The sequence below is a fragment of the Bradyrhizobium sp. genome, assembly GCF_049691595.1.
Classification (GTDB): domain Bacteria; phylum Pseudomonadota; class Alphaproteobacteria; order Rhizobiales; family Xanthobacteraceae; genus Bradyrhizobium.
Map to the genome: position 1 here is coordinate 1 of NZ_JBAVNZ010000336.1, position 1,507 is coordinate 1,507.

Genomic DNA, 1,507 nt, shown 5'->3' on the forward strand with positions numbered 1-1,507 from the left:
ATCCGGAAACCAATAACGACGATCCGGGATCGAGAGAACATAACCTCATTGCGACCGTTACGTCACCGGCCAACCGGCGCGCCGACCTGATACCGATCGGATCGCGGGATTGTCGTCCGGCGGGATAGCTGCATCCGGCGCCTTGCCGTCGTTGCAGAAACGCCCCGGATAGCCGCCAAATAGCCCGATTCCCGGGGATTTCTCCATCCCCCCGCGCGGTGATACAATTGTCGGACTGGACCGTGCAGCCGGAGGGGTGCCGATGGGTTTAAGCGTCGAGGGTGAAGTTGCACGCGACATCGGCGGTCGGCCGATCGAGGTGATTTCGACCGGAGCTGCGCTGGGCGCAGAGGTGCGCGGCGTCGATCTCAAGGACCTCGACATATCGCAGTTCGCCGCGCTCACGCGCGCCTGGCACGACCACCAGGTTATCCTGCTGCGTGGCCAGACCCTCGGCGACCGCGACCTCATCGCCTTCAGCCGCCGCTTCGGCGACCTCGACTGGGCGCCGGTACAGGAGACCGGCCGGCGCTTCGTCGAGGGGCTGCCTGAAATCTACATCGTTTCGAACGTGACGGTGAATGGTCAGCCGATCGGCAGCCTCGGCGCCGGCGAGGCGGCATGGCATACCGACATGTCGTATCTCGACGTGCCGCCAATGGCGAGCATGCTTTACGCGCTCGAGGTGCCGCCTTCCGGCGGCAACACGTCGTTTTGCAGCATGTACGCGATCTACCAAGCCCTGCCGGAAAACCTGAAACGCCGGATCGCGAACCTGAAGATCAAGCACGACGGTACCTACAACAGCGGCGGTTATCTGCGTCAGGGCGTCACCGCGACCGACGATCCTCGGACCTCGCCGGGCGCCCTCCATCCGCTGGTCTGCATCCACCCCGACACCGGGCGGCGCATGCTCTATCTCGGCCGCCGGCGCAATGCGTATCTGATGGGGCTCGAACTTGCCGACTCCGAGGCGCTGCTCGATGAGCTGTGGGATTTCGTCGCGCGCCCGGCGTTCACCTGGGAGCACGTCTGGCGGGTCGGCGACCTCGTGCTGTGGGATAACCGATGTACCATGCATCGGCGCGATCCGTTCGACGCCTCGGCACGCCGCATCATGCACCGGACGCAGATCAAGGGCAGCGCGGCGCCGGCCTGACGACATCGCCGTCAAACAGCCGCTTCGCGGGATCGATATGGTGTGAATGGCGTTATCTCGAGGGGGTACGCCTATTCCGCCCGTCAGTACCTCGCCACGGAACGGTTGACAATCCGGCTCTCCGCCAGAAAAAGTGCCGACGGCCGAGAATGATCCAGCTCGAACAGAACAGGCATCATGAATCCCGTCAAAGCACTCGAAAATCACGGTCAGGCGGTCTGGCTCGACTTTCTGGCCCGTGGCTTCGTCGCCCGCGGCGACCTCAAACAGCTGATCGATAGCGACGGCGTCAAGGGCGTCACGTCGAACCCGTCGATCTTCGAAAAGGCGATCGGCAGTTCGGATGAA

General features: G+C 63.7%; 2 protein-coding genes. Both read left to right on the forward strand.

Going from position 1 to position 1,507, the window contains the following annotated elements:
- The first annotated feature begins 262 nt into the window (after positions 1-262).
- Positions 263-1,159 carry a TauD/TfdA dioxygenase family protein gene (locus WCE35_RS15045; protein WP_424594136.1) on the forward strand — a complete coding sequence of 299 codons (897 nt, stop codon included), beginning with the start codon at positions 263-265 and terminating at the stop codon, positions 1,157-1,159.
- Between the two features lie 177 nt (positions 1,160-1,336).
- Positions 1,337-1,507, forward strand: a 171-nt coding sequence (locus WCE35_RS15050; protein WP_424594137.1) for a transaldolase family protein, incomplete at its 3' end; no start/stop codon positions are given.

Excerpts from the sequence above, each read along its gene's own strand:
- WCE35_RS15045 (WP_424594136.1), top strand. The coding sequence starts at position 263 with ATGGGTTTAAGCGTCGAGGGTGAAGTTGCACGCGACATCGGCGGTCGG.